This window comes from Cupriavidus basilensis, assembly GCF_029335485.1.
GTDB lineage: Bacteria > Pseudomonadota > Gammaproteobacteria > Burkholderiales > Burkholderiaceae > Cupriavidus > Cupriavidus basilensis_E.
Genome location: NZ_JARJLM010000288.1, coordinates 1 through 20,991, shown reverse-complemented (window position 1 = coordinate 20,991; position 20,991 = coordinate 1). Strand labels below are relative to the sequence as shown.

The window sequence follows — 20,991 nt, the reverse complement described above, 5'->3', positions numbered from 1 at the left end:
CACACCATCTTCTTAATCTGGGCATACCAATCTCTCAGGGAAAAGGTACCATTTTCCGAACCCTCTCTACGTGGATATCAGCAAGAAAGTGTTCGGAGAACCGGTTGCGAAGGTTTAAATGCCTTGAGTTGTCAATGTGCAGAAACGCCGATGGACAAACAGCTCTCACACACCAAAGAGAGCGATCGCGGACACGCACCTGATTCACATATAAATACATGGTGCCGAAGCGCTGGTAGACGCTATGCAGCAACGTGCATTCTGTTGAATCCCCGTCTGGGAATCCGGTAGCGATTCTTGTAATACCTTGCAGCATGGCATCAGCGACGTCCAATCGGTTACATTCCAAAAAATAGGTATGGTAGCTATCGTGGACCAAGCGTTCAATGTCTTCTTTGCGTACCATATTGTGAAGAAAGATATAGCTCTGCCAAAGCTCCTTTAGCGCACGATCCGCTGCGCGCCTCGTGGAAACATCGAACGAAAGCCCTACGCAGTATCGGACTCGCGGATCGTTCCTTCCCCGGTACACAGCAAGAACGACCGCACCCTCGACCTCTCCGGTTGCCAGTTCGATAAATTTCACCGTCCCAACGCTGGTCAACCTTCGAGTTAAACCAATTGCAGATGGACTAAGTCTCTGTAGTACAACATCGGTTACGTCGATTCCGCCTCTAGCAGTTAGCCAGTACCGCAAAAGATACTGCCTTTCGATAAGCTCTCTCACCGCTCCATCAATAGCCTTTGGCAGTAGGAAGTGGACTGCGCATCCCGTTGTGTCTCGTGCTGGAACGAATCCCTTGTCTGCCTCTATCCCAACGCCGGATACGGAAAAGAAGATTGTTGGGAGTTCTGCTTCCTTGAAGTCCGGTATCGTGACGGCGCGACTTATCTGAAACTGATGTTCATCGATGCGTTCAATCATTTCTGGGATTGAGGTCTGGCTCATGATTTCATGCAATAAAACCTGCAACGAGGAGTCATGCATGTCCTTCAGCGTCTTTCTTTCAAGTCCTCTTACCTCGTGAAAAAAATGTCGGCGTTCAAAATACTCACCCATGCAACGCCGTAAGCTGTCCATTGCTAGCCCGGCACCGCTAGTCGCCACGGCGAGTCTGTCAGATGCCCAACTGAAGCGGGGAAGCCTTGTCGAAAGATTGGCATCAAGCGTCGCCACTAGCGGCATGCCATATCCAGTTCCATGGAATCGCAGCATTGCAATTCTCCTCAGTCGCGAGATCCTATGAACTGAACGACCAGTGGCAGCATGTGGGTCGCGTCCAAGCCAAGAACGGCAGCAACGTGATAGTCGCTAAAAGCGGCCCACATGCGAGTCGCAAATCCGCGGGCATCTACTTCCTGCGTTACTCGTTGATACATGGAGCCCGCTTCCATCAGTGCAAGCCGATAGCCGCGATACCGATATTTAAACAGCGCTTTATCGATAAACATCGCGTAGACAAGGGCGAAATCTGGCTCGCCAAGGGACTTCTGAGACTCACCTGAAAGAATCTCCAGCAACGTTGCTGGCGTCGCGTCGACGTTGAGCGATTCAAGCGCCCTCGCTAGCGGCAAAACATGCAGCGCACTTGCAGCGTCGGGCCAGTCCGTTATGCGTATTGAGGTTCGGCATAGGAACGTTTGGACTGAATAGAGTGCACCGCCAGAAGGGTATGGCATCCTTGCCAGTCCCTCCCTGTCTGGTTGCCTCATCAGAGCCGACGAGAGTATTTCCTTGGCTTGGGCGAAGGATAATCTTTTGCTAGCCGCGAACTTGGTTGCCGAAGACCGTCTTGGAGTTGTAGCTATTTTCAGCGTGTGCGGAACATCGGCTTCCTGCCCGCAGCCTGCCACGCTAATGTCCGCATAGATCAATCTGGACAGCTCGTCTTCAGACAGTGACGTTAGGTAAATCGCTGACCGGAGACCTGGTAAGATTCCGTAGTGAGTTCGTGCGTTGAATTGAAGTGTTTCAAGGTAAACCTCTCGATCCAGAAGCTCTGTGTATCGCTGGTGTGCCACCATATTCACGACTAATCCTCCTCTTTGAAGCCATATTGGCAATCGCAGCCGGGCCAATGTGCCGCGGGAGTAGACGAGAGCTGGAACGTTGTAAGATCCAGGTTGCGCGCTATCGTAATCTGATCCTGCAGGAGTTTTTTCATCGATGTTCCGCACAGGCGGCTTATTAAATTTGCTGTATATGCAACAGAAACCGACCAATCTAGATCTTGGAGCGCAGGGGGAGGCAAATCGAAAATTCCTTCATTCTCAAAAAGGCGAAGCAGGCCAGTTATCGAACCGGATTCCGAAGTGACAGGGGATTTTCCTTGGTCTTCCCAGGCCATTTGGCACAATTGGCACGGCGTCCCGAAGCGAGCACTGTATAGCGAACTGAGATTGAACGAGCCTAAATGAAAGTATGCAACTATGCCCATGTTATCCGGTCGCTTCGATAGAATTCTGTAGAACTGACGAACTCGAATCTCGCTGTATTGCTCGAGCAGTAGAATCCATAGCTGACGAGTGTCTGGATGTTCGAAATTGTGGGATTCCAGGTTATCGATTGAAAGAACCTTGCTTCCTGGTAGGCCGCGATTGTTCAGTGCATTCTGTAGCGCTTTTCCCTGGACGGTGTCTTTTGAAACAATTACGATTGAGTGAATTCTTGAGTCGATTGGCCCTAAGTTACGAAGAATTCCATGATCAACTAGATACTCAATTGTTTTTTTGAGTGGCAGCTCGAGATAATTTAGTTTTTCATGCAGGACTTCTTCAGAAATCTGTTGTTCCCCCACCTTCTGTAGTCCTAGTAGCAACTCGCACAGGGGTTCATGCTTAAGGCGTATTAGAACAGACGGCGTCACTAGAATTGATTGCGAGTGACTGCGATTAATATGGAAATTAGAGACTAGGTAGTATTCCAAATTGACTCCCGTTTCACAGAATTGGGTGACGCGAGGAAATAATTCATTCCATGCGCCACACCGCTCTATTTGCTAAATTCCATTAAGCACCACTGTTTCCACCGCATCCGCCAGCCCCACTTCCGCCGCAACCACCGTTGCCGCTTCCGCTTCCACCGCTGCCACCGCTGCCGCCACACGGATGCGATTTCGCTGGATCTTCATCCTTGCGCAGAAGGACGTCGCCGAAGTCAATTTCGATATTATTTTGCATAGTTAACTCTCATTTTGAATTTTGCGCAGGCGACCCTGCGCCTTTGCGCGAGATTGCGCAAAGCTGGGTAGATGGAGCTAATCCAGTTAATGGGTAAAAAAGACTTGATACTCCTGCGGGGCAGGGGTCGAAGCAGCCCAATGCCAGAAAAAGCTACCATCGTCGACAATTGCTTGAATCAGTTGAGGATCAAAAACTTTATTCGCTGTCAGGAAAGTGCTCCCGTTGGCAAGCGCTTCCAATGCATACCTAAGATCTGGAGCCATCGCCTCCGAGGAAACTGAAGCGTTAAAAGGGCTCTCAAACCACTTTGGTGACAATCGCTCCTCCTCGGGAGGCATGCGCCGTTCCTCGATGCCTTCAATGCCGGCGCAGATCAGTGCGGAAAGGGCCAAATATGGATTCGAGGATGGGTCCGGGAATCTGATTTCGATTCGACATTCCTCCTCGCTAATGAAGTGGGGTACCCGTATCGCCGCAAGTCTATTGTGATACCCCCATCCGGCAGGTCGCATAAGTGAATAGATGTGATTCAAGCGTCGATAGCTATTTACCGTGGGATTGGTAATTGCATTAAGGGGTCTTAGGTGATATAAAATCCCGCCAATGAAATGAAGCGCTGTCTGACTCAGGTGACTTGGGTTGCGCGGGCCGCAATGGAATATATTTCGGCCATCTTTCCATAGCGATATGTTGACGTGTAGCCCATTTCCTTCTGCGTAGGGAATCGGCCTTGGCATGAACGTCGCTGTCAGATCGTTTGCGATGGCAACATTCTTGATAACGTGTTTCTGAAGTTGGAGTTCATCGGCCGCCCGAAGTAAAGGCTTGTGGGCTACTCCAATTTCTTGTTGGCTCGGTCCTGCTTCGTGACCATGGTGAACAGGCTGTATGTCGAGTTTCTCGTACTCGATGCAGATTTTTTCACGAATCTTGATAAACTGGTCATTTGGCTGTGGATGAAGATGCATACTGCGATGCCCAATGCGATAGCCAGTGGTGAGATTCTTTGCGTTATTCGGCCATCCGTCAATTTCCTCCAATTCCACTATATTTTTGTCGGCGTCGGTTTGATACTTAATTCCCTTTAGAAGGTTGAATTCAAGTTCCATGCCAATGGAGACTGTGTCGGCGATTCCAGTGCTCTTGACGTAGCTGTCGCATCGATTTGCAACGGCGCGTGGATCCTTGGTGTAGCTTTCACTGTCGTTTGGAAGTAACGGATGAGAAAATAGAAGTTTACTGCCTGCTTCGGAGAATGAGTCGTTTGCTATCCAAGAAAGATCTGGATTCAAGACGAGATCCGATGATTGCTCAGATTGCCATCCTGGGATTAGAGCGCCGGATAGTGCTATCGGTCCAAATTTTTCGGGGCAGACACCTATCGGAATTCTCCTACTTGATTGCAATAGGAAACCTCTTATGTCGGTGAAAAGGTAGCTCAAATTGGGCATGCTTGTCCTCCGTAAAGGCTTTGAGATCGGGGTGAGTCCGGTTGAATTTCGTTGGATTGTTGATGATGCTTTATTGTTTGTTAATAAGTTTTGTATGAAAATTGATGAGCTTCAATGAGTGATATCCCTAGTCTTGATCGTTTTTTAATAAGTTCGTTAATGTATGTATTGTTTTGGATTAATTAGGAATTTTCTTTAGTCGTTTCGGGAAATTTCCCAATCAATTGTTATTATTTCTTCTACATAAGAAGAGCGAGTCGTCGTCGGCGTCTTGTGGGTGGCTGATGAATCACGCCTGATAGTCGTGCAGCGGCGGATTGGAGGAGGCGGGCGATGTGAGCCAGCGCCGGCTTGGGACCGCGCACTGATCGCCACAGGAGATTTCAGATCGCTGTCGACTTGCATGCAGGAATGATGCGGCACCCGACTTTCTTGGATGCTGTCCGTCAAGATCCCTCGCTTACCTGCTTCTCCGGGCAAATCCGAGGGTCGTGGCGCTTCTGTCAGGAGAGTCGTCTACTGTGAGTAGAGGCATTACTCAAACATCGCGAAATGTGCTGCATGGGCCATGGCGCTCGGGACTTACCCTAGCTTTTAAGTGGCCGTCGGCAGCTTGAATGCACGCCGATGAGATTGCCCATGAACCGGGCGCATGGCGCCGCCCGGCCGGCCCCAAAATGAAATTGAACGACCGTGCTATTTTGTGTATGCTTGATCCGCTCGCGATAGGGCGGGCATCGGCCAGGGGGCGTCGGCATGCGGTTTTCCCCCGGGTCGGGCGGTGGCCTGGCGCCTCGCCCAGAACAATAATTCGAGAATTCGAATCCCGAGACAACTTTCAGTTTCCAAAGGAACCAGCATGACAGCGCAGTATCAGGTTCAGGACGGCGTAGCCGTCATCACGCTCGACAATCCCCCCGTGAATGGCCTGGGTCTCAGCACCCGGCTCGGCATCGTCGAAGGCATGACCCGTGCGCTGGACGATGCGGCCGTCAAGGCCATCGTCATTACCGGCGCCGGCAAGGCCTTCTCGGGCGGCGCGGACATCCGCGAATTCAATACGCCCAAGGCCACGCAGGAGCCGACGCTGCATTCGGTGATCAAGGTGGTCGAAGGTTCGAGCAAGCCGGTGGTGGCGGCGATCCATTCCGTGGCCATGGGCGGCGGCCTGGAGCTGGCGCTGGGCTGTAACTACCGCGTGGCTTCGAAGGGCGCGCAGATCGCCCTGCCGGAAGTGAAGCTGGGCCTGTTGCCCGGCGCCGGCGGCACGCAGCGCCTGCCGCGCGTGATCGGCCTGGAAGCGGCCCTGAACATGATCGTGTCGGGCAATGCCATCCCCAGCGAGAAGTTTGCCGGCACCAAACTGTTTGACGAGATCGTGGACGGCGACGTGCTGCCCGCGGCCGTGGCTTTCGCCAGGACGGCAGCTGCCAACCCTGGCCCGTACCCCAAGGTGCGCGACCTGAAGGTCAAGCATGAGAACGCCGAAGGCTTCATCGCCTTCTCCCGCAATACCGTGGCGGCCGTCGCCAAGAGCTTCCCGGCGCCGCTGAAGTGCGTGGACGCCGTGGCAGCGTCGCTCCTGCCGTTCGAAGCCGGCCTGAAGGCCGAGCGCGAAGGCTTCATGTACCTGATCACCACGCCGGAATCGCGCGCGCTGCGCCACGCCTTCTTTGGCGAGCGTGCCGCCAGCAAGATCCCGGACGTACCGGAAGGCACGCCGACCCGCAAGCTGGAGAAGATCGCCGTGATCGGCGCCGGCACCATGGGCGGCGGCATCACCATGAATTTCCTGAACGCCGGGATCCCGGTGATCATGCTGGAAACCAAGCAGGAAGCGCTGGACCGCGGCGTGGCCACGATCCGCAAGAACTACGAGAACAGCGCCAAGAAGGGCAAGCTCACGCAAGAGAAGGTCGAGCAGCGCATGGGCCTGCTGACCACCACGCTGTCCTATGACGACATCAAGGACGCGGACATGGTGATCGAAGCCGTGTTCGAGGAAATGGGCGTCAAGGAAATCGTCTTCAAGAAGCTGGACGAGGTGATGAAGCAGGGCGCGATCCTGGCGTCCAACACCTCCACGCTGGACGTCAACAAGATCGCCTCCTTCACCAAGCGTGCGCAGGACGTGGTGGGCATGCACTTCTTCAGCCCGGCCAACGTGATGAAGCTGCTGGAAGTGGTGCGTGGCGAGAAGACCGGCAAGGACGTGCTGGCAACCGTCATGCAGATCGCCAAGAAGATCAAGAAGACCGCCGTGGTATCCGGTGTGTGCGACGGCTTTATCGGCAACCGCATGATCGAGCAGTACAGCCGCCAGGCCGGCTACCTGCTGGACGAAGGCGCGCTGCCCGAGCAGGTGGACAAGGCCATCGAGAAGTTCGGCTTTGCCATGGGCCCGTTCCGCATGGGCGACCTGGCCGGCAACGATATCGGCTGGGCCATCCGCAAGCGCCGCGCCGTGGACAAGCCGGACATCCAGTACTCGAAGACCGCCGACCTGCTGTGCGAGCAGGGCCGCTACGGCCAGAAGACCGGCGCGGGCTGGTACGACTACAAGGCGGGCGACCGCAAGCCGTATCCGAACCAGCAGGTCAACGACATGATCGTGCAGCACTCCAAGGACCTGGGCATCACCCGCCGCAAGATTTCCGACGAGGAGATCGTCGAGCGCCTGGTGTTCGCGCTGGTCAACGAAGGCGCCAAGATCCTGGAAGAAGGCATTGCATCCAAGGCCTCGGATATCGACATGGTCTACCTGACCGGCTACGGTTTCCCGCTGTTCCGCGGCGGCCCGATGCTGTATGCGGACCAGGTCGGCCTGTTCAACGTGGCGCAGTCGATGGCGCGCTACGCCAAGGGCTACCACGGTGAAGCCTGGAAGGCAGCGCCGCTGCTGGAGAAGCTGGCCGCCGAGGGCAAGGGCTTCAACGGCTAAGTCGCGGCCGAGCATAGCCAGGGCGATTCGATGCCGCGCGGCCGGGTAAAGCCGCGCGGGGTTTCCACCACAGATCGCAATGCGGTCACCGGGCAAGGAGTAGCGGCATGGTCAAGCAGTACGGCCCCGAAGATTGCCTGCTGGTCATCGACGTGCAGAACGATTTCATGCCGGGCGGCGCGCTTGCCGTGGCGCATGGCGATGAAGTCGTGCCCGTGATCAACCGCCTCGCGGCGGCGTTTGCGCATGTGGTGCTGACCCAGGACTGGCATCCCGCCGGCCACGTCTCGTTTGCCGCCAACCATGCCGGCACACAGCCGTTCCAGACCGTGGCGCTGCCCTATGGCCAGCAAGTGCTGTGGCCCACGCACTGCGTGCAGGGCAGCCACGGCGCGGCGCTGCACGCCGGGCTGGACGTGCCGCATGCGCAGATGGTGATCCGCAAGGGCCATCATCGCCAGGTGGATAGCTACTCGGCCTTTATGGAGGCCGATCGCATCACCCGCACCGGGCTGGGCGGCTATCTGCGGGAGCGCGGCGTGCGCCGGGTGTTTTGCGTGGGACTGGCAACGGATTACTGCGTTGCCTGGAGCGCGCTCGACGCCCGGGCTGCAGGATTCGAGGCCATCGTGATCGAGGACGCCTGCCGCGCCATCGATCTCGGCGGGTCGCTGGCGCGTGCGTGGCTGGACCTGGAAGCCGCGGGCGCGCAGCGCCTGCAGTCGGCCGGCCTGCTGTACTGAACCGTACCGAACCCGACGGATCGCCTGACCAAGCTAATACGGCTGAACGTAGCCAGACACATTGAATGACACTGCCGGACGTGAAGGCACGCCGCAGGTCACCAGATACCAGAGATACCGAGGAGCAAGACATGAAAGAGGCAGTCATCGTATCCACCGCACGGACCGGCCTGGCCAAGAGCTGGAAGGGCGGTTTCAACATGACCCACGGCGCCACCCTGGGCGGCCATGCGGTCCTGCACGCTATCGCCCGCGCCAAGATCGACGCTGGTGAAGTGGAAGACGTGCTGATGGGCTGTGCCAACCCGGAAGGCGCCACCGGCGCCAACATCGCGCGCCAGATCGCCCTGCGCGCAGGCTGCCCGGTCACCGTGCCCGGCGCCACCGTCAACCGTTTCTGCTCGTCCGGCCTGCAGACCATCGCCATGGCCGCGCAGCGCGTGATCGCCGATGAAGGCGACATCTTCGTTGCCGGCGGCGTGGAAAGCATTTCCTGCGTGCAGCAGGAAATGAACCGCCACATGATCCAGGAAAGCTGGCTGACCAGGAACAAGCCGGAAATCTACTGGAACATGCTGCAGACCGCCGAGAACGTGGCCAAGCGCTACAACATCTCGCGCGAGCGCCAGGACGAGTACGGCGTGCGCAGCCAGCAGCGCGCCTTCGCCGCCCTGGAAGCCGGCAAGTTCAACGACGAAATCGTGCCGATCACGGTGCTCGCGGGCGTGGCCGACAAGGCCACCGGCCAGCTGATGACCAAGGAAGTCACGGTCTCGGCCGACGAAGGCATCCGCGGCGACACCACGCTGGAAGCCGTGGCCAAGATCCGCACCGCCATGCCCGGTGGCGTGGTCTCGGCCGGTAACGCCTCGCAGTTCTCCGACGGCGCTTCGGCTGTCGTGGTGATGGACGCCAAGGTGGCCGAGGCCAAGGGCCTGCAGCCGCTGGGCGCGTTCCGCGGCTTCGCCGTGGCCGGTTGCGAGCCTGACGAAATGGGCATCGGCCCGGTATTCGCGGTGCCCAAGCTGCTGAAGAAGGCCGGCCTGACCGTGGGCGATATCGGCCTGTGGGAGCTGAACGAAGCCTTTGCCGTGCAGGTGCTGTATTGCGCCGACACGCTGGGCATCCCGATGGATCGCCTCAACGTCAACGGCGGCGCCATCGCGGTGGGCCACCCCTACGGCGTCTCGGGTGCCCGCCTGGTCGGCCATGCGCTGATCGAAGGCAAGCGCCGCGGCGTCAAGTACGTGGTGGTGACCATGTGCATCGGCGGCGGCCAGGGCGCGGCCGGCCTGTTCGAAGTCCTCTGAGCGACGGCACGGCATCATGGGCGACCATGCAGACCCGGTGCTCGCACATGGTCGTGCGGTGCTGGCCAGCCAGCCGTTTTCCGTGCTGGTCGGCGCCGAGCTGGCTGCGTTGTCCGCGGACGGCCATGCCGAGCTGCGCCTGCCGCTGCGGCAGGACCTGCAGCAACAGCACGGCTTCCTGCATGGCGGCGTGGTCAGTTACCTGGCCGACAATGCGCTGACCTATGCGGGCGGCGCGGCCATGGCGGTGCCGGTCGTTACCTCGGAGTACAAGATCAACTACCTGCGTCCGGCGATCGGCGACCTGCTGATCGCCCGCGCCGAGTGCGTCAGCCGCGGCCGCCAGCAGGCGGTGGCGCGCTGCGATGTCTTCGTGCGCAAGGATGGCGAGGAAAAGCTCTGTGCGGTGGCGCAGGGCACCATCGCACGCCTGGGCGAAGGTAGCTAGAAACAAGGCAGGGAGAGGAGGGCGCGCGAGCGCTTTCTCTTTCCCCATGCCATTGACAGAATTTGCGGTGCGCCGTGAGAGCGCGCCGCCGTGGAGACAGCGACGATCCATGCCGCGAAGCCGCCATGCCATGCCATGTCATGCGAGGCGCCGCCGCCGGGTCGCGCATCTTTGATTTCCCCTTCCAGTCTGGGAGCCGTTTCCTGCCATGTCGCTGATCCTTTCCCGCCGTGACCTGAACTTCGTGCTGTACGAATGGCTCAAGGTCGAGGGGCTGACCCGTATTCCACGTTATGCCGACCATTCCCGCGAGACCTTCGACGCCGCGCTCGATACCTGCGAGAAGATCGCCACCGACCTGTTCGCGCCGCACAACAAGAAGAACGACCAGCACGAGCCGCATTTCGATGGCGAGACCGTCACCATCATCCCCGAGGTCAAGACCGCGCTGAAGGCCTTCTGCGAGGCCGGCCTGATGGCCGCCGGGCAGGACTACGAGATCGGCGGCATGCAGCTGCCGGTGGTGGTGGAGAAGGCCGGCTTCGCCTACTTCAAGGGGGCGAACGTCGGCACCAGCTCCTATCCCTTCCTGACCATCGGCAACGCCAACCTGCTGCTCACGCATGGTACGCCGGCGCAGGTGGAAACCTTCGTCAAGCCGGAGATGGAGGGGCGCTTCTTCGGCACCATGTGCCTGTCCGAGCCGCAGGCGGGTTCGTCCCTGTCGGACATCACCACCCGCGCCGATTACGAGGGCGAATCGCCGCTCGGCCAGCAGTACCGCCTGCGCGGCAACAAGATGTGGATCTCGGCCGGCGAGCACGAGCTGTCCGACAATATCGTGCACCTGGTGCTGGCCAAGATCCCCGGCCCGGACGGCAGGCTGATTCCCGGCGTGAAGGGCATCTCGCTGTTCATCGTGCCGAAATACCTGGTCAATGCCGACGGTAGCCTGGGCGAGCACAACGACGTGGTGCTGGCCGGCCTGAACCACAAGATGGGCTATCGCGGCACCACCAACTGCCTGCTGAACTTCGGCGAGGGCATGAAGTACAAGCCGGGCGGCAAGGCCGGCGCAATCGGCTACCTGGTGGGCGAGGCGCACAAGGGCCTGGCCTGCATGTTCCATATGATGAACGAGGCCCGCATCGGCGTGGGCCTGGGCGCGGTGATGCTGGGCTATACCGGCTACCTGCACTCGGTGGAATACGCGCGCAACCGCCCGCAGGGCCGCCCGATCGGCCCCGGCGGCAAGGATCCGGCCAGCCCGCAGGTGCGGCTGGTGGAGCACGCGGACATCCGCCGCATGTTGCTGGCGCAGAAGAGCTATGTGGAAGGCGGGCTGGCCCTGAACCTGTATTGCGCGCAACTGGTGGACCAGGAGCGTGCCGCCGAGGGTGCGGCGCACGAGCGCCTGGCGCTGCTGCTGGATATCCTGACCCCCATCGCCAAGAGCTGGCCGTCGCAGTGGTGCCTGGAAGCCAACAGCCTGGCCATCCAGGTCCATGGCGGCTACGGCTACACCCGCGAGTACAACGTCGAGCAGTTCTACCGCGACAACCGACTCAACCCGATCCACGAAGGCACCCACGGCATCCAGGGCCTGGACCTGCTGGGCCGCAAGGTGGTGATGAAGGACGGTGCCGCGTTTGCGGCGCTGGGCGAAGAGATCCAGGCCACCATCGGCCGTGCGCTGGCCAGTGGCGACGCTGCGCTGGGCAGCCATGCAAAGGCGCTGGGCGCCGCCGTCAAGCGCGTGGCGGAAGTCACGCAGGCGCTGTGGGCGGCGGGCGACGCCAAGGTGACGCTGGCCAATGCCTCGGTCTACCTGGAAGCCTTCGGCCATGTGGTGCTGGCGTGGACGTGGCTGGAGCAGGCGCTGGTAGCGCAGGCTGCCCGCGCGGGCGCTACCAGCCAGGAAGACCAGGACTTCTATCGCGGCAAGCTGGCGGCGGCTGAATACTTTTTCCGCTGGGAGCTGCCCAAGGTGGGACCGCAACTGGACCTGCTGGCCTCGCTGGACCGCACCACGCTGGACATGCAGGACGCCTGGTTCTGAGCACCGGCGGCTGCGCAAGACGATCGGGCGCGCACACGGATGCGCGCCCGCAACACGATATCGGGAGACCCCAATGAACACCATCCAGCAGTTGTTCGATCTCAAGGGCAAGACGGCACTGATCACCGGCGGCTCGCGCGGGCTCGGCCTGCAGATTGCCGAAGCGCTCGGCGAGCAGGGCGCGCGCATCGTGCTGTCGGCGCGCAAGCCGGACGAGTTGCAAGCGGCGCAAGCCCACCTGAAGGCGCTTGGCATCGAGGCTGACTGGATCGCCGCCGACGGCGCCCGCGACGCGGATATCGCGCGCCTGGCCGACGAGACCCTGGCCAAGCTGGGCCATGTCGACATCCTCGTCAACAATGCCGGCGCCACCTGGGGCGCGCCTGCCGAAGATCACCCGGTGGAGGCGTGGGACAAGGTGATGAACCTCAATATCCGCGGCGTGTTCCTGCTGTCGCAGCGCATCGGCAAGCTGTCGATGATCCCGCGCCGTTATGGCCGCATCATCAACGTGGCCTCCATCGCCGGGCTGGCGGGCAACCCGCCGGGCACCATGGAGACCATTGCCTACAACACCTCCAAGGGCGCGGTGGTGAACTTCACCCGCACGCTGGCGGCTGAGTGGGGCGAGCACAACATCACGGTGAACGCGCTGGCGCCGGGATTCTTCCCCTCCAAGATGACCCAGGGCTCGCTGGACCGCCTGGGCGTGGAAGCCATGTGCGCCTCGGTGCCGCTGCACCGGCTGGGCGACGACGAAGACCTGAAGGGCGCGGCGCTGCTGTTCGCCAGCGCCGCCGGCAAGCACATCACCGGCCAGGTGCTGGCGGTGGATGGTGGCGTGAGCGCGGTCTGATCCCGTGCTCTAATGCGGTTGGCATGCGGGTTGCGGGGCTTTCGCCTTGCACTGGTTCCGCAGCCGACCGTACCGTTTCCGCCTCATTAGCCAACATGACCCAAAGCAACGCCTTTCCGCTCAAGATTCCCTTCCTCGCTTCGCTCGGCGTGCAATGCACCCGCATGGACAAGGAGGGCAGCGAGATCCAGCTGGCGCTGGAACAACGCCACCAGAACAGCTGGGACATGGCCCACGGCGGCGTGCTGATGACGCTGCTCGATGTGGCCATGGCCATTGCAGGCCGCGCCGCCGACCCCGACGGCCGCGGCGTGGTAACCATCGAGATGAAGACCAGCTTCATGGCGCCCGGCCGGGGGAATCTGATCGCCCGTGGCCAGTGCGTGCACCGCACCACCACCATGGTTTTCTGCGAGGCCGAGATCGTCGACGGCGAGGGCAGGATCGTGTCGCGCGGATCGGGCACGTTCAAGTACGTCAAGCGCATGCCGCCGCAGCGCGCGTCCGCCGGTGCCGCCGATACCGGCGCCGACGGCTGAACCGGGCGCGGCCGGCGGCGCCAGCCGCGCGCCACCGGCCGGAGAGTCGGGAAAGGACAGCCGTAACACCGGCAGGGAAGCCGGAATCAACCGGCATGCAGCACCTATAAAACCAAGAATGGAGACAAGATGCTGTTTGAACGAATGGCCGCCACGCGGCTGCTGAAACTGACCGTGCTCGCCGTCTGCGGCGCAGGAACTCTTGCCATGTACCAGCCGGGCCAAGCCCAGAATGCCCCCGTTCCGCCTGCCGCCGCGCCGGCGGCGCCCAGCTTTCCGTCTGCGGCAGCCACCGACCCCGTCACGGCAGGCTGGATGCAGGGCTTTCCCCCCGCGGCCGACAAGGTCATCAGCTTTACCCCCGCCAGCAATGGCTTCCCGCGTACCCGCTGGAGCTTTTCGCATATCCGCGAACTGGTCCCCACCGCGTCGGTCTGGCATGGCCGCGGCCCGGTAGCGGCACTGCCACGCGCCGAGCGCGATATCGGCGGCGTGCCGTTCACGGATGCCGACGGCACCCACCGCACCTTCAGCGACATGCTGGGCCTGACCTATACCGACGGCATCCTGGTGATGCACAAGGGCCGCGTGATCTACGAGAAATACTTCGGCGCGCTGGACGACCATACGCCGCATATCGCGATGTCGGTGACCAAGTCCTTCGTCGGCACGCTGGCCGCCATGCTCGTGGCCGACGGCAAGATCGATCCCGCCGCGCCCGTGACGCGCTACCTGCCGGAAATGGCGGATACCGCATACGGCGACGCCACCGTGCGCGAGGTGATGGACATGACGGTGGGCGTCAAGTACTCGGAAAACTACGCCGACCCCAAGGCCGAGATCTGGGACTACAGCCGCGCCGGCGGCATGATGCCGCGCGAGCCTGGCTATGCGGGCCCCAAGACGTTCTATGAATTTCTCGGCACGCTGAAGAAAGAGGGCGAGCACGACCAGGCCTTCGCCTACAAGACGGTCAATGCCGAAGTGCTGGCCTGGATCGTCAAACGGACCTCCGGCCAATCGCTCGCCAGGCTGCTGTCCGAGCGCGTGTGGCAGAAGATGGGCGCGGAGAGCGATGCCTATTTCATGGTCGACAGCGTCGGCAGCGAGTCCGGCGGCGGTGGGCTCAACACCACGCTGCGCGACCTGGCCCGCTTTGGCGAAACCGTGCGCAACGGCGGCCGGTTCAATGGCCAGCAGATCATCCCGGCCGAAGTGGTCGCCGATATCCGCCGCGGAGGCGATCCCGCCAAGTTCGCCAAGGCCGGTTATGCCACACTGCCGGGCTGGAGCTACCGCTCGATGTGGTGGGTGTCGAACGATGACCACGGCGTGTTCGAGGCGCGTGGCATCCACGGCCAGCGGATCTATATCGATCCGAAGGCAGAGCTGACCATCGTGCGCTACGCTTCGCATCCGATTGCGGCCAATGGCGCCAACGACCCCGTCACGCATCGCGCGTACCGGGCACTGGCATTGTCATTGATGAAATAAGCGGGCCGCCCCGTCGAGAAGCCGGGGAGGCATCACCCACAACGAACGACAAAGGACGAGTGTCCTTGTCCATTTCACTGTAAGGAAGCCATCATGTCGAACACCTTCAAGCGCATCGTCCTGGCCTCGCGTCCCACCGGCGCGGTTACCCCCGACAACTTCCGCCTGGAAGAGGTGCCCGTGCCCGAGCTGGCCGACGGCGAGGTGCTGGTCCGCAACCACTATCTCTCGCTCGACCCCTATATGCGCGGCCGCATGAACGAGGGCAAGTCCTACGCTACGCCGCAGCCGCTGGGCGAAGTCATGATCGGCGGCACGGTCGGCGAGATCACCGCGTCGAAGAATCCGAAGTATGCCGTCGGCGACAAGGTGGTCGGCATGTTCGGCTGGCAGGAAATGGGGGTCACCAACGGTCTCGGCATCCAGAAGGTCGATACCACCCATATCCCGCTGTCGGCTTACCTTGGTTCGGTGGGCATGCCCGGCGTCACGGCCTGGTATGGCCTGAACAAGATCATCCAGCCGAAGGCCGGCCAGACCGTGGTGGTGAGCGCGGCATCGGGCGCGGTCGGCAGCGTGGTGGGCCAGCTGGCCAAGCTCAAGGGCTGCCGCGTGGTGGGCTTTGCCGGCGGCAAGGACAAGTGCGATTACGTGGTCAATGAACTTGGCTTCGATGCCTGTATCGACTACAAGGCGGCCAAGGACAGCAAGGAGCTGTACACCATGTTCAAGGAAGCCACCCCGGACGGCGTGGATGGCTACTTCGAGAACGTGGGCGGCGAGATCCTCGACACCGTGCTCGCGCGCATGAACGCCTTCGGCCGCATTGCCATCTGCGGCATGATCGCCGGCTACGACGGCCAGCCGATGCCGCTGAAGAATCCGCAGCTGATCCTGGTGTCGCGCCTGACCGTGGAGGGCTTTATCGTGTCCGAGCACATGGACGTCTGGCCGCAGGCCTTGCAGGAACTCGGCACCGCAGTGGCGCAAGGCAAGATCAAGTTCCGCGAAAGCGTCGCCCAGGGCCTGGCCAGCGCGCCGGAAGCCTTCATGGGCCTGCTCAAGGGCAAGAACTTCGGCAAGCAGCTGGTCAAGCTGGTGTAGGAAAGGGGGCGATCCAGCGGCATTCGCCGAAGCCGGCAGGATGCGCCAAAGCCGTCCGAAGTGCCCGACGGTGTTTACTCCCTCTCCCGCCATGGGGAGAGGGGAGCAAGCCAACCAGAAAAGAGGAGACTCCCCATGAATGCCCCTGCAGATGACACCAGGCCCCAGGCCGACCAGGATGAAATGGGCGCCGGCCTGTCCGAGGAGGTCAAGGCCAGGTACCGCATGCTGCCGCGCCCGCCCAAGTTCGATACGCCGGCGGAGGAGCGCCTGCACCGCAAGCAGCGGCTGGCCGCGGCCTTCCGCCTGTTTTCCAGGTTTGGCTTCGACGAAGGCGTGGCCGGCCATATCACCGCACGCGACCCGGAGTTCCCGGATACGTTCTGGGTCAACCCCTTCGGCGTGCATTTCAGCCAGGTCAAGGTGAGCAACCTGATCCGCTGCGATCACCACGGCGATGTGGTGGAGGGCGACTACCCGGTCAATGCCGCAGCCTTCGCCATCCATTCGCGCGTGCACCAGACCCGCGCCGACGCCGTGGCCGCCGCGCACTCCCACAGCACCCATGGCCGCGCCTGGTCCACGCTTGGGCGCCCGCTCGATGCGCTGACCCAGGACGTGTGCGCCTTCTATAACGACCATGCCGTCTACGACGATTTCGGTGGCGTGGTGGTGGAACTGGACGAAGGCCAGCGCATCGCCAACGCGCTGGGCGGCAACAAGGCTGCCATCCTGCAGAACCACGGCCTGCTGACGGTGGGCAAGACGGTGGACGAAGCCGCCTGGTGGTTCATCACCATGGAGCGCTCCTGCCAGGTGCAACTGCTGGCCGAGGCCGCCGCCGCGCGCACCGGCGCGCCGCTGAAAGTGATTTCCGACGCGGCCGCGCGCCAGGCTTACTCGATCGTCGGCACCGCGCAGGCGGGCTGGTTCCAGTTCCAGCCGCTGTACGCCCGCATCGTGAAGGAACAGCCCGACCTGCTGGACTGAAGCCATGGCCGCGCTTGCACCATTCACCGGCAAGGTCGTGCTGATCACCGGCGCCTCCGACGGCATCGGCGCCGAACTGGCCCTGCTGCTGGCGCAGCAGGGCGCGCGGCTGGCGCTGGCGGCCCGCCGCGTGGACATGCTCAAGGCGCTGGCGGAGCGCATCCGCCGCCAGTACCCGGCCGCCGAGGTGGCGTTCTGGCGCGTCGATGTATCCGATGAGGCTGACTGCCGGCGGCTGGTGGCCACGGTGGTTGCGCAATACGGTGTGCTCGACGTGCTGGTCAACAACGCCGGCGTGTCCGCCCACGGCTACTTCGAGCAGGTGTCCGACCACGGCTACTACGAGCAGGTCATGCGCGTGAATTACTTCGGCGCCATGTGGTGCACGCGCGAGGCGCTGCCCCACCTGCGCAAGCGCGGTGGCCTGATGGTGGCGGTATCCAGCCTGGCCGGCAAGATCGGCGTGCCGGGCCGCACCGCCTATTCCGCCAGCAAATTCGCGCTGGCTGGCTTTTGCGAGGCGTTGCGCGCGGAGCTGCGCGGCACCGGCGTGGACGTGTGCGTGGTGTTTCCTGGCGTCGTGGCCACCGACACCCGCATCAACGGCTTTGGCCCCGACGGACGTGCGCTGGGTGAAAGCCGGCTGCGCGAGGAGGGCGCCATGAGCGCGCAGGAATGCGCGCGCCAGATGCTGGCGGCCATGACGACGCGCAAGCGCGAGCTGGTCATGACGGCCAAGGGCCGGCTCGGCCTGTGGCTCAAGTTGCTGGCGCCGCGCCTGGTCGAGAACATGGCGCTCAAGGCATTGAAGCAGGCGGGCAGGTAGCCCACCCCTGCGGGCACGCGCCTCGCATCAACGCCGGGCAGCATCGGCGGAGCGGAAGGCGGCGGGCATCGGCAGTACAACCAGGCAGACAACACGAGCAATCCGGATATCATGGCAGACCTTATCCTGCACCAATACGCAACCTCGCCGTTCTCGGAAAAAATCCGCCTGCTGATGGGTGCCAAGGGCCTGGACTGGCAGGCGGTGGAAATCCCGCCGATCCTGCCCAAGCCCGATGTGGTGGCGCTGACCGGCGGCTACCGTCGCACCCCCGTGCTGCAGGTCGGCGCCGATATCTATTGCGATACCGCGCTGATCTGCGAGGTGATCGACCGCGTGGCGCCCGCGCCTGCGATCTATCCTGCCGCGCAGGCCGCCAGCGCGCGCCTCGCCGCCGGCTGGATCGACACGGCGCTGTTTACCGCGGCCGTCACCTACCTGTTCCAGCCGGCCGGCGTGCAAAGCATGCTGGGCCACCTCACGCCGGCGCAGATCCAGGCCTTCTCGGCCGACCGCAAGGCCATGCGGGGCGACACCAATGCGCTGCGCATGCCGCTGCCGGAGGCTATTGCCCTGCTGCACGAGACCTTCGGCCGGCTCGAGCAGCAGTTCAATGCGGGTGTCGCGCATGTGGCCGGGCCGGAACTGTCGGTGGCGGATTTCTCGCTGTATCACAACGTCTGGTTTATCAAGCGAGCCAGCGAGCTGGCAAGCATTCTGGATGCCTATCCGGCGCTGCAGGCCTGGTACGCGCGCATGCAGGCCCATGGCCATGGCAAGGTCCGCGTGGTCACCGGCGCGGACGCCCTGGCCGTGGCGCATCGCACCGATCCCGCGCCACAGCCGCGCGGCGTGGCCGCCGGTAGCGGTTTCGAAGCGGGCGATGCAGTCACGGTGACGCCCACCGATTACGCGCGCGATCCGGTGGCGGGCGTGCTGGTGGCGCTGGATGCGCACACCGTCACGCTGCGGCGCCAGGATCCGCGCGCGGGCGCCGTCAATGTGCACTTCCCGCGCCAGGGTTATCAGGTACAGCGCGCGGGCTGACGCGCGCGGCTCGCCGCACTGGGGCGCGCACGAGTTCAACCATAACAGCGAAATAAGCGACATAGACGAGAGGACGACAAGATGAAGCAATTCCAGGGTAGGGTCGCGGTGATCACCGGTGGCGCATCCGGCTTCGGCAAGGAGTTCGCCAAACAGGCCGCGGGGCTCGGCATGAAGCTGGTGCTGGCCGATGTGCAGGAGGACGCGCTTGACGCCACGGTGGCGGAATTCAAGGCCCAGGGCGTGCCGGTGATCGGCGTGCGCGTGGATGTGTCCAAGGCCGAACAGGTGCAGGCCCTGGCCGATGCCGCGATCGCCGCCTTTGGCCAGGTCAACCTGCTGTTCAACAACGCGGGCGTGGGTGCCTGCGGCCTGATGTGGGAAAACACGGAGCGCGACTGGGAATGGGTGCTGGGTGTCAATCTCTACGGCGTGATCCACGGCGTGCGCATCTTCACGCCGCTGATGCTGGCGGCGGCGGAGAAGGATCCGTCGTTCGAGGGCCATATCGTCAACACGGCCTCGATGGCCGGCCTGCTCAATCCGCCCGCGATGGGCGTCTACAACGTCTCCAAGCATGCCGTGGTGTCGCTGTCGGAATCGTTGTACCAGGATCTCAGCCTGGTCAGCGAGCAGGTTCATTGCTCGGTGCTGTGCCCGTATTTCGTGCCGACCGGCATCACGCAGTCGGGCCGCAACCGGCCGGCCGGACTGGCCAACGATGCACCGCCCACGCGCTCGCAGCTGGTGTCGCAGGCCATGTCGGACAAGGCGGTCAGCTCGGGCAAGGTCACTGCCGCCGAGGTGGCGCAGCTCACTTTCGATGCGATCCGCAACCAGGGCTTCTATATTTACTCGCATCCGCAGTCGCTGGCACCCGTGCGGCAGCGCTTCGAAGATATCATTGGCCAGCGCAACCCGGGCGACCCGTTCGCCGACAAGCCGGGTGTGCGTGACGGGCTGGTGGCGGCGTTGCGCGGATAGCCAGCAACAAGCAGGCAGCCCGGGCGGGCGGCGCTTTCCCCGCCGGCCGGGTCTGCTGCGCAGCAGCAAGTCCATCGGAGACGGTCAGCCATTGCGGCAAGGGAGGATTTCATGACCAAACCTGCAGTCATTCGCCATCTGCAATATGCCACCTTGCCCAACGGCACGCGCCTGCACTATGCCAGCGCGGGCGAGCGCGGCAAGCCGCTGGTGCTGTTCGTGCACGGCTTCCCGGAGTTCTGGTACGAGTGGGAAGCCCAGCTCGCCGAATTCGGCAAGACCCATTTCGCGGTCGCCCCCGACCTGCGCGGCTTCAACCTGTCCAGCAAGCCGGCCGACGTGGATGCCTACCGGCCCCGACACATCGTCGAAGACCTGGTGCAGTTCATCAGCGCGCTGGGCTACTCGCACTGCGTGGTGGTCGCCCATGACTGGGGCGGCGCGATCTGCTGGAACCTCGCCATCCAGTTCCCGCAACTGGTGCAGCGGCTCGTCATCATCAACTCGCCCCATCCCTATGTGTTTGCCAAGGCGCTGACCAGCGATCCGCAGCAGCAGGCCGCCTCCGCGTATATGAACTGGCTGCGCCAGCCCGGTTCGGAAGAGGCGCTGGCGGCCGATGGCTTCGCCAGGCTGGAGGGCTTCCTGAACGGCCAGGGCAAGCAGGCGGCGCCCTGGTTCGCCGGCGAAACGCGGGAGAAGTACCACGCGGCATGGTCGCAGCCCGGCGCCGGCGGCTCGCATCCGCTGACCGGCGGCGTCAATTATTACCGCGCCTCGCCGATGCATCCCCCGGGCCCGGGCGAGACGCCGCCCGATATTTCCAAGCTGGATCCCGCTGCCTTCACCGTGCGGGTGCCCACGGTGGTGATCTGGGGCGAGCGCGACACCGCGCTGCCCAAGAGCCTGCTGGACGGCCTGGACCAGTTCGTGCCGGACATGCGGCTGGAACGCATCCCCGACGGCACCCACTGGGTGGTGCACGAGCAACCCGAGCGCATCAACCTGCTGATCCG

General features: G+C 62.2%; 19 protein-coding genes. 14 read left to right on the top strand and 5 right to left on the bottom strand.

Going from position 1 to position 20,991, the window contains the following annotated elements; all coding sequences use genetic code 11:
- Nucleotides 1-34 precede the first annotated feature (34 nt).
- From P3W85_RS17000 to P3W85_RS16980, 5 genes are all read right to left on the bottom strand, one after another.
- Nucleotides 35-1,216 carry a YcaO-like family protein gene (locus tag P3W85_RS17000; RefSeq protein ID WP_276265636.1) on the bottom strand — a complete coding sequence of 394 codons (1,182 nt, stop codon included), beginning with the start codon at nucleotides 1,214-1,216 and terminating at the stop codon, nucleotides 35-37.
- Nucleotides 1,217-1,227: 11 nt separating this feature from the next.
- Nucleotides 1,228-2,025, bottom strand: coding sequence for a nitroreductase family protein (locus P3W85_RS16995; RefSeq protein WP_276265643.1), 798 nt, complete (start codon nucleotides 2,023-2,025; stop codon nucleotides 1,228-1,230).
- Between the two features lie 8 nt (nucleotides 2,026-2,033).
- Entirely contained in the window at nucleotides 2,034-2,927 is an 894-nt protein-coding gene (locus P3W85_RS16990) for an McbB family protein (protein ID WP_276265635.1), read from the bottom strand.
- Nucleotides 2,928-2,999: 72 nt separating this feature from the next.
- Nucleotides 3,000-3,131: a hypothetical protein gene (locus tag P3W85_RS16985; protein WP_276265634.1), complete on the bottom strand. Its 132-nt coding sequence runs from the start codon at nucleotides 3,129-3,131 to the stop codon at nucleotides 3,000-3,002.
- A gap of 135 nt (nucleotides 3,132-3,266) precedes the next feature.
- Nucleotides 3,267-4,475 carry a hypothetical protein gene (locus P3W85_RS16980; RefSeq protein ID WP_276265633.1) on the bottom strand — a complete coding sequence of 403 codons (1,209 nt, stop codon included), beginning with the start codon at nucleotides 4,473-4,475 and terminating at the stop codon, nucleotides 3,267-3,269.
- A gap of 1,018 nt (nucleotides 4,476-5,493) precedes the next feature.
- Here P3W85_RS16980 and P3W85_RS16975 point away from each other — a divergent pair.
- The 14 genes from P3W85_RS16975 to P3W85_RS16910 all read left to right on the top strand — a co-directional run.
- On the top strand, nucleotides 5,494-7,575 hold the full coding sequence (locus P3W85_RS16975; RefSeq protein WP_276265632.1) for a 3-hydroxyacyl-CoA dehydrogenase NAD-binding domain-containing protein: 2,082 nt from the start codon (nucleotides 5,494-5,496) through the stop codon (nucleotides 7,573-7,575).
- Between the two features lie 107 nt (nucleotides 7,576-7,682).
- Nucleotides 7,683-8,318 (top strand): bifunctional nicotinamidase/pyrazinamidase, encoded by a 636-nt coding sequence (gene pncA, locus P3W85_RS16970; protein WP_017223849.1) that lies wholly within the window; start codon nucleotides 7,683-7,685, stop codon nucleotides 8,316-8,318.
- 131 nt (nucleotides 8,319-8,449) lie between these two features.
- Nucleotides 8,450-9,628 (top strand): acetyl-CoA C-acyltransferase, encoded by a 1,179-nt coding sequence (locus P3W85_RS16965; protein ID WP_276265631.1) that lies wholly within the window; start codon nucleotides 8,450-8,452, stop codon nucleotides 9,626-9,628.
- Nucleotides 9,629-9,644: 16 nt separating this feature from the next.
- Nucleotides 9,645-10,076: a PaaI family thioesterase gene (locus P3W85_RS16960; RefSeq protein ID WP_276265630.1), complete on the top strand. Its 432-nt coding sequence runs from the start codon at nucleotides 9,645-9,647 to the stop codon at nucleotides 10,074-10,076.
- 208 nt (nucleotides 10,077-10,284) lie between these two features.
- Nucleotides 10,285-12,135, top strand: coding sequence for an acyl-CoA dehydrogenase (locus P3W85_RS16955; RefSeq protein ID WP_276265629.1), 1,851 nt, complete (start codon nucleotides 10,285-10,287; stop codon nucleotides 12,133-12,135).
- A 73-nt stretch (nucleotides 12,136-12,208) separates the two neighbouring features.
- Nucleotides 12,209-12,991: an SDR family oxidoreductase gene (locus tag P3W85_RS16950; protein ID WP_017223853.1), complete on the top strand. Its 783-nt coding sequence runs from the start codon at nucleotides 12,209-12,211 to the stop codon at nucleotides 12,989-12,991.
- 95 nt (nucleotides 12,992-13,086) lie between these two features.
- Nucleotides 13,087-13,530: a PaaI family thioesterase gene (locus P3W85_RS16945; protein WP_276265628.1), complete on the top strand. Its 444-nt coding sequence runs from the start codon at nucleotides 13,087-13,089 to the stop codon at nucleotides 13,528-13,530.
- A gap of 207 nt (nucleotides 13,531-13,737) precedes the next feature.
- Nucleotides 13,738-15,024 carry a serine hydrolase domain-containing protein gene (locus P3W85_RS16940; RefSeq protein WP_430869559.1) on the top strand — a complete coding sequence of 429 codons (1,287 nt, stop codon included), beginning with the start codon at nucleotides 13,738-13,740 and terminating at the stop codon, nucleotides 15,022-15,024.
- A 93-nt stretch (nucleotides 15,025-15,117) separates the two neighbouring features.
- Nucleotides 15,118-16,128, top strand: a complete 1,011-nt coding sequence (locus P3W85_RS16935) for an NADP-dependent oxidoreductase (RefSeq protein WP_017223856.1) — start codon at nucleotides 15,118-15,120, stop codon at nucleotides 16,126-16,128.
- A gap of 135 nt (nucleotides 16,129-16,263) precedes the next feature.
- The gene (locus P3W85_RS16930; protein WP_276265627.1) at nucleotides 16,264-17,118 is read left to right on the top strand and encodes a class II aldolase/adducin family protein; all 855 of its coding nucleotides are present in this window, start codon (nucleotides 16,264-16,266) and stop codon (nucleotides 17,116-17,118) included.
- Between the two features lie 4 nt (nucleotides 17,119-17,122).
- Nucleotides 17,123-17,944, top strand: a complete 822-nt coding sequence (locus P3W85_RS16925) for an SDR family oxidoreductase (protein WP_276265626.1) — start codon at nucleotides 17,123-17,125, stop codon at nucleotides 17,942-17,944.
- A gap of 111 nt (nucleotides 17,945-18,055) precedes the next feature.
- Entirely contained in the window at nucleotides 18,056-18,991 is a 936-nt protein-coding gene (locus P3W85_RS16920) for a glutathione S-transferase family protein (protein WP_276265625.1), read from the top strand.
- An 81-nt stretch (nucleotides 18,992-19,072) separates the two neighbouring features.
- The gene (locus tag P3W85_RS16915) at nucleotides 19,073-19,975 is read left to right on the top strand and encodes an SDR family oxidoreductase (RefSeq protein WP_276265624.1); all 903 of its coding nucleotides are present in this window, start codon (nucleotides 19,073-19,075) and stop codon (nucleotides 19,973-19,975) included.
- 111 nt (nucleotides 19,976-20,086) lie between these two features.
- Nucleotides 20,087-20,991: alpha/beta fold hydrolase (locus P3W85_RS16910; RefSeq protein ID WP_276265623.1), on the top strand; the 905-nt coding region annotated here is incomplete at its 3' end.